Raw genomic sequence first — 7,706 nt, forward strand, 5'->3', positions numbered from 1 at the left:
GGCTCATCCACGGTTGTAGCCGCAGGGGTGTCGGGCGACTTCGCCAAGCCTCGAATCGGATGCCGTCCGGTTCGAGGCTCAGTCGCTTCCATCGCACAAAGTCAGATCCGTGCAGATACAAGGGGTGTTCCAGGGAACGCCAGCGTCTCACTCCGCGGGAACACCCCTCATCCGTCTCGGCGCTGGCGCGCCGATCCACCTTCTCCCACAAGGGGAGAAGGAAGGTCGCTTCTGGCCCCGCCTTCTAAAAATACCTCCTCTTGCGGCAACCTGCCCGCAACCATTCGCCAAATTGCGTGCCGCCGCTCAACATCGACAAGAAATTTCGCGGACATATCTTCATCTTGAGCGCGGGAGGCCGGATCGGCCGGCGTGGCCGGAACCGATAGCTGAAGAGCTTGCCGGGCGAATTCGCACTGGCCTGGAGGCACGGATGTGCAAATATCCGCACCCAGGCAACATTGGAGGATCTGAGGTCATGGCCGATGCTGGGATGTTGCGGTTCCACGTTCCGGAGCCGGAAGTGCGGCCGGGCGGCACGCCTGATTTCTCCAACGTGACCATCGCCGGGGCCGGCTCGGTGCCGCGCCCCGAGATCGATGTCGATCCACGCACCATCCGCGACATGGCCTTCTCGATCATCCGCGTGCTCAACCGCGATGGCGAGGCGGTCGGGCCGTGGGCCGGGCTGCTTTCCAGCGAGGAATTGCTGGAAGGCCTGCGCAACATGATGACGCTGCGGACCTTCGATGCGCGCATGCAGATGGCGCAGAGGCAAGGCAAGACGTCCTTCTACATGCAGCATCTCGGTGAAGAAGCGGTGAGCTGCGCCTTCCGCAAGGCGCTGGCGCCCGGCGACATGAATTTTCCGACCTATCGGCAGGCCGGACTGCTGATCGCCGACGGCTATCCGATGGTCACGATGATGAACCAGATCTATTCCAACGAGGCCGACCCGCTGAAGGGCCGGCAGCTGCCGATCATGTATTCGTCGAAGGAGCACGGCTTCTTCTCCATCTCCGGCAATCTGGCGACGCAGTATATCCAGGCGGTCGGCTGGGCGATGGCCTCGGCGATCTCCAACGATTCGCGCATCGCCGCGGCCTGGATCGGTGACGGCTCGACGGCGGAGTCCGATTTTCATTCGGCGCTGGTGTTCGCCTCCACCTACAAGGCGCCGGTGGTGCTCAACGTCGTCAACAACCAGTGGGCGATCTCGACCTTCCAGGGCATCGCGCGCGGTGGCTCGGGCACCTTCGCGGCCCGAGGCCTCGGCTTCGGCATCCCTTCGCTGCGCGTCGACGGCAATGACTATCTCGCCGTCCACGCGGTGGCCAAATGGGCGGCCGAGCGGGCCCGCAGCAATCTCGGACCGACGCTGGTCGAATATGTCACCTACCGCGCCGGCGCCCATTCCAGTTCGGACGACCCCTCCGCCTACCGGCCGAAGACCGAGTCCGACGCCTGGCCGCTCGGCGACCCAGTCATGCGGCTGAAGAACCATCTCATCAAGCTCGGCGTCTGGTCGGACGAGCGGCACGCGCAGGCCGAGGCCGAAATCCTCGACACGGTCATCGCGGCGCAGAAGGAGGCGGAAAGCCACGGCACGCTGCATGCCGGCGGCAAGCCGTCGACGCGCGAGATGTTCGAGGGCGTGTTCGCCGAGATGCCGCCGCATCTCAGACGCCAACGCCAGCAGGCGGGAGTCTGACCCATGCCAAGACGGACCATGATCGAGGCCATTCGCGACGCCATGGACGTGTCGATGGAGCGCGACAGCAAAGTCGTCGTGTTCGGCGAGGATGTCGGCTTCTTCGGCGGCGTCTTCCGCTGCACCCAAGGCCTGCAGGCAAAGTACGGCAAGACCCGGTGCTTCGACGCGCCGATCAACGAATCCGGTATTGTCGGCTCGGCCATCGGCATGGCCGCCTATGGCCTGAAGCCGTGCGTGGAAATTCAGTTTGCCGACTACATGTATCCGGCCTACGATCAGCTGACGCAGGAAGCCGCAAGGCTGCGTTATCGCTCCAATGGCGACTTCACCTGCCCGATCGTGGTGCGCATGCCGACGGGCGGCGGCATCTTCGGCGGCCAGACGCACAGCCAGAGCCCGGAAGCGCTGTTCACCCATGTGTCGGGCCTGAAGACGGTGGTGCCGTCCAACCCGCATGACGCCAAGGGCCTGCTGATCGCGGCGATCGAGGACCCCGACCCGGTGATCTTCCTCGAGCCGAAGCGGCTCTACAACGGTCCGTTCGACGGCCATCACGATCGGCCGGTGACGCCATGGTCGAAGCACGAGCTCGGCGAGGTCGCCGACGGCCATTATACCGTGCCGCTCGGCAAGGCGGCGATCCGCAGGGCGGGTACGGCTGTCACGGTGCTCGCCTACGGCACCATGGTCTATGTCGCCCAGGCCGCGGCCGCGGAAACCGGCATCGACGCCGAGATCATCGATCTCAGGACGCTGCTGCCGCTCGACCTCGACACGATCGTGGCCTCGGTGAAGAAGACCGGACGTTGCGTCGTCGTGCACGAGGCGACGCTGACCTCCGGTTTCGGCGCCGAACTCTCGGCGCTGGTGCAGGAAAACTGCTTCTACCAACTGGAGGCGCCGGTGGCCCGCGTCGCCGGCTGGGACACGCCCTATCCGCACGCGCAGGAGTGGGAGTATTTTCCGGGGCCCGCGCGCGTCGGCCGTGCCCTCATCGAAACATTGGAAGCTTAGGGAGGCCTGAGATGGGCGAACACATCATCAAGCTGCCCGATGTCGGCGAGGGCGTCGCCGAGGCGGAACTCGTCGAATGGCATGTGAAAATCGGCGACATCGTGCGCGAGGACACGGTGCTTGCCGCCGTCATGACCGACAAGGCGACGGTCGAAATCCCGTCGCCCGTCGATGGCGAGATCCTGTGGCTGGGCGCGGAGATCGGCGACACGGTGGCGATCGGTTCGCCAATCGTGCGGCTGAAGGTGGCGGGCGAGGGCAATGTGAAGGGCGCCGGCAAAGAAGCGGAACCAACCGCGGAGGCCGAAGCGCCCGCCAAGCTGCCGAGCCCGAAACCCGAAACCGCACCGTCGCCCAAGGTGGCAAAGCCCGCCGAGGCACCGGTAAAACCCGCACCGCCGCAGGCTGCCGCGAAGACCACCGCACGGGCCTCGGCCGGCGCGCCGCGCCCGGAAGGCGAAAAGCCGCTGGCGTCGCCAGCCGTCCGCTTGCGGGCGAAAGAGGCCGGCATCGATCTCAGGCGAATCGCGGGCAGCGGCCCGGCCGGCCGCATCGGCCACGAAGACATCGAGGCGTTCCTGGCGCGCGGGCCGCAACTGGCCAAGACATCGGGTCTCGCCCGCAACGATGCGATCGAGGACATCAAACTGGTCGGCCTGCGGCGAAAGATCGCCGAGAAGATGACGCTGTCCAAGTCGCGCATCCCGCACATCACCTATGTCGAGGAGATCGACGTCACCCCGTTGGAGGAATTGCGCGCCGCGCTCAACAAGGAAAAGCGCCCGGCCAAGGGAGGCGCGGAGAGGCCCAAGCTGACGCTGCTGCCGTTCCTGATGCGGGCGATGGTCAAGGCCATCGCGGACCAGCCTCAACTCAATTCGCTGTTCGACGACGAGGCCGGCATCATCCACCAGCATGGCGGCATCCATATCGGCATCGCCGCGCAGACGCCGTCGGGGCTGGTGGTGCCTGTCGTCAAGCATGCCGAGGCGCGCGACATCTGGGATTGCGGCGCTGAGGTCGCCAGGCTGGCCGAGGCGGCCAAGTCGGGCACTGCGACCCGTGACGACCTGTCCGGGTCGACCATCACCATCACCTCGCTCGGCGCCATGGGCGGCGTGGCGACCACGCCGGTCATCAATCATCCGGAGGTCGCGATCATCGGCGTCAACAAGATGATGGTGCGGCCCGTGTGGGACGGCACGCAGTTCATCCCGCGCAAGATGATGAACCTGTCGTCGAGCTTCGACCACCGCGTCATCGACGGCTGGGACGCGGCGGTGTTCGTGCAGCGGATCAAGGCGCTGCTGGAAACGCCGGCGCTGATTTTCGTGGATTAGAGGGGCGGCGGAATGACCGAGATGACTGCGGGACAGCGCCCCCCTCTGCCTTGCCAGGCATCTCCCCCACAAGGGGGGAGATTGGACGTCACGCCGGGTTTCGCCAATCTCTATCATCGCAAGAATGAGCGAAGCGACGAAGCTGCCAATCTCCCCCCTCGTGGGGGAGATGTCCGGCAGGACAGAGGGGGGCGTGAAGAATCTCGACGGAGCATTCCCTCGGGTCGAAGGGTCACACCATGAAAGAAATCTCCTGCAAGCTGCTCGTCATCGGCGCCGGTCCCGGCGGCTATATCTGCGCCATCCGTGCCGGGCAGCTCGGTGTCGATACGGTCATCGTCGAGGCCGGCAAGCCGGGCGGCACCTGCCTCAATGTCGGCTGCATCCCGTCCAAGGCCCTGATCCACGCGGCGGAGGAGTTCGAGAAGGTCGCGCACATGGCCGGCGGCAAGAGCCCGCTCGGCATTTCGGTCACGGCACCCGTGCTCGATCTCGCCAGGACCGTCGCCTGGAAGGACGGGATCGTCAGCCGGCTCAACAGCGGCGTCGCCGGCCTGCTCAAGAAAGCCGGGGTGAAGACCGTGCAGGGCTGGGCGACCTTTCGCGACGGCAAGACCCTCGAGGTCGAAACCGAGACGGGAAGCCAGGTGATCCGGGCCGAGGCGATCGTCATCGCGACGGGCTCGGCGCCGGTCGAATTGCCTTTTCTTCCCTTTGGCGGGCCGGTGATCTCATCCACCGAGGCCCTGGCGTTGAGCGAAGTGCCCAAGAAGCTCGCGGTCGTCGGTGGCGGCTATATCGGGCTGGAGCTCGGCATGGCCTTCGCCAAGATGGGCGCCGAGGTGACCGTGGTCGAAGCCCTGCCGCGCGTGCTGGCGCAGTATGATGCGGAACTGACCCGGCCCGTGGTCAAACGGCTCGCCGCGCTCGGCATTGAGGTGATGACAGGCGCCAAGGCCAAGGGCCTGTCAACGAAAGGCGATGCGCTGCTGGTCGAGACCTCCGACGGCAAGAGCGGCAAGGTCGCCGCGGACAAGATTCTGGTGACGGTCGGCCGCAAGCCGGTGACCGAGGGCTGGGGGCTCGAGCAGATCGATCTCGACAGGGCCGGAAAATTCATCAGGACCGACGACCAGTGCCGCACCTCGATGCGCGGCGTCTTCGCCATCGGCGACGTCACCGGCGAGCCGATGCTGGCGCACCGGGCAATGGCGCAGGGCGAGATGGTCGCCGAGATCGTCGCCGGCGACAAGCGCAGCTGGGACAAGCGCTCGATCCCCGCCGTCTGCTTCACCGATCCCGAATTGGTGACGGCGGGGCTGTCGCCCGAAGAGGCCAAAGCTCTCGGCGGCGAGATCAAGATCGGCCTGTTCCCCTTCGCCGCCAATGGCCGCGCGATGACCAAGCTCGGCGAAGACGGCTTCGTTCGCGTCGTGGCACGCGCGGACAATCACCTGGTGCTCGGCATCCAGGCGGTCGGCCAGGGCGTGTCGGAACTGGCGGCGGCTTTCGGGCTGGCGCTGGAAATGGGCGCGCGGCTGGAGGACATCGCCGGGACGATCCATGCCCATCCGACGCAAGGCGAGGGGTTCCAGGAAGCGGCGCTCAAGGCCCTGGGGCACGCGCTGCATATTTGAGCGCGGCGTTGGTCTTTCCCTTCTCCCACAAGGGGGAGAAGGGAGAAAGGCTGGCGCTCTTCACCCCGCCAGCCGGCTCACCATATCGTGCTGGGCATAGGCGCGGCCGAAGCGGTTGGCGAGGAAGGCGTCGAGCGCGATCTCCTCCTGCTTGACGAAGCCGGTCGCCGGCAGCGAGCCGTCGGCCAGCATGTCGAGCACGGCGCAGATTCCGGAAGCCGTGGTGATCTGGATGGCGCTGCGCACCGTCTGGCCGACGCGCCTGGAATAGATCTTGTTGGCGTAGGTCTCCTGCAGCAGACGGCCTTGTCTGCGGCCACTGACGGTGACGAAGACGATGACCACGTCCTGCAGCGTCGCCGGCAAAGCACTTTCGAAAATGTCCTTCAACACGTCGCGGCGATGGCGCAGGCCGAGATCGTTGAGCAGCGCCTTCATGATCGCGGCATGGCCGGGATAGCGGATGGTGCGGTAGTTCAGCGTGCGCACCTTGCCCTTCAGCGTGTCGGCCAAGGTGCCGAGCCCGCCGGAGGTGTTGAAGGCCTCGTAGGTGACGCCGTCGAGCGAGAACTCCTCGCGCTCTTCCAGCGGCGGCACTTCGACCAGTTCACCTTCGACGATCGCCTCGCAAGGCTCGCAATATTCATTGATGACGCCGTCGGTGCTCCAGGTCAAATTGTAGTTCAGCGCGTTGGACGGGTATTGCGGCAGCGCGCCGACGCGCATGCGCACGCTTTCCAGCGTGTCGAAGCGGCTGGCGAGGTCGTTGGCGACGATCGAGATGAAGCCTGGCGCCAGCCCGCATTGCGGGATGAAGGCGCTCTTGGCCGTCCGGGCCAGTTCCTTGACGCGCCTGGTCGAGACGACATCCTCGGTGAGGTCGAGATAATGCACGCCGGCGCTGGCCGCCGCCTCGGCGATGCGCGTGGTGAGATGGAAGGGGGCGGCGCTCAGCACCGCGAACTTGCCGGCGAGCGCCGCCTCGAGCGCACCGACCGCGGCGATGTCGAGTTCGAGCGTCTCGACGCCGGCGGGCACTTCGGCAGCAGTGAGCTGTGCCGCCGAGCGGTCGACGAGGGTGACCTGGTAGTCGCCCGTTTCAGCAAGCATTTCGGCGATGGTCGAGCCGATCTTGCCGGCCCCGACGATAACGACTTTGTTCATGGTCAAATTCCCCTGCGATCCGCGTTTGCCGGGATCATCGCTGCTTGCCTGTCGAAAGGAAGCGTGGAATCCTGCAATGTGAACCCTATCTCTAGTCGATTTGCCGAAAGGATTCGTCGAAATGCTCAGTGATGCCGAACAGGCCCTGCTTTCGCTGCTGCGCGCCAACGCGCGCGCCTCGACGGCCGAACTGGCGCGGCAACTCGGCGTGTCGCGCACGACGGTGCAAAGCCGGATCGAGCGGCTGGAGCAGCGCGGCATCATCACGGGCTATGGCGTCAGGCTGGCGCCGGACTATGAGCAGGGGCTGGTCAGGGCACATGTGCTGCTCACCGTCACGCCCAAGCTCGCCGACAAAGTGGTGCGCGCCCTGCAGGCGCTGCCGCCGGTCAGGACGCTGCACTCGGTCAGTGGCAATTTCGACATGATCGTCATCGTCGACGCGCCGTCGATCCGCGACCTCGACACGCTGCTCGACCAGATCGGCGCCATGGACGGGGTCGAGCGGACCGCGTCTTCGATCATCCTGTCGACGCGGATCGACAGGTGAGTACTCAGGACTCGGGCTCCTCGCTCCCGCCAGAGGCGCTAAGCATGCGCACATTTCCAGCGGCTGGTCTTTGGCGATAGCGTGCATGGCAGCTTGGCGCATGCATTGTCCTATGCTGCGCTGGTCGACCCCCACTCCGTCTCGGCTTCGCCGAGCCACCTTGTATCTACACGAGAGAGATTTCGTGGGATTGAAGCGATTGAGCCAAGGTCCGGGCGGCCGCCCGGACCTTGGCTTGGCGAAGTCGCCCGTACCACCTGAGGTTACAGCCGCGGGAGAGCTTGGGA

6 protein-coding genes are annotated in these 7,706 nt (G+C 65.7%); 5 read left to right on the forward strand and 1 reads right to left on the reverse strand.

The annotated features are described in order from the left end of the window. The first annotated feature begins 478 nt into the window (after window positions 1-478). The 4 genes from EN851_RS34005 (at window position 479) to lpdA (ending at window position 5,705) form a co-directional block, all read left to right on the forward strand. Window positions 479-1,711: a thiamine pyrophosphate-dependent enzyme gene (locus EN851_RS34005; protein ID WP_135931030.1), complete on the forward strand. Its 1,233-nt coding sequence runs from the start codon at window positions 479-481 to the stop codon at window positions 1,709-1,711. Window positions 1,712-1,714: 3 nt separating this feature from the next. After that, window positions 1,715-2,728 (forward strand): alpha-ketoacid dehydrogenase subunit beta, encoded by a 1,014-nt coding sequence (locus EN851_RS34010; protein ID WP_135931031.1) that lies wholly within the window; start codon window positions 1,715-1,717, stop codon window positions 2,726-2,728. An 11-nt stretch (window positions 2,729-2,739) separates the two neighbouring features. Next, on the forward strand, window positions 2,740-4,068 hold the full coding sequence (locus EN851_RS34015; protein WP_135931032.1) for a dihydrolipoamide acetyltransferase family protein: 1,329 nt from the start codon (window positions 2,740-2,742) through the stop codon (window positions 4,066-4,068). A gap of 239 nt (window positions 4,069-4,307) precedes the next feature. Then, on the forward strand, window positions 4,308-5,705 hold the full coding sequence (gene lpdA, locus EN851_RS34025; RefSeq protein ID WP_135931033.1) for a dihydrolipoyl dehydrogenase: 1,398 nt from the start codon (window positions 4,308-4,310) through the stop codon (window positions 5,703-5,705). A 60-nt stretch (window positions 5,706-5,765) separates the two neighbouring features. Here the strand turns inward: lpdA and EN851_RS34030 are convergent, their stop codons facing one another. Further along, window positions 5,766-6,869, reverse strand: coding sequence for a saccharopine dehydrogenase family protein (locus EN851_RS34030; protein WP_135931034.1), 1,104 nt, complete (start codon window positions 6,867-6,869; stop codon window positions 5,766-5,768). A gap of 121 nt (window positions 6,870-6,990) precedes the next feature. Between EN851_RS34030 and EN851_RS34035 the strand changes: the two genes are divergently transcribed. After that, window positions 6,991-7,419 (forward strand): Lrp/AsnC family transcriptional regulator, encoded by a 429-nt coding sequence (locus EN851_RS34035; RefSeq protein WP_135931035.1) that lies wholly within the window; start codon window positions 6,991-6,993, stop codon window positions 7,417-7,419. Window positions 7,420-7,706: the final 287 nt, after the last annotated feature.

The sequence above is a fragment of the Mesorhizobium sp. M8A.F.Ca.ET.208.01.1.1 genome (assembly GCF_004791315.1).
Classification (GTDB): domain Bacteria; phylum Pseudomonadota; class Alphaproteobacteria; order Rhizobiales; family Rhizobiaceae; genus Mesorhizobium.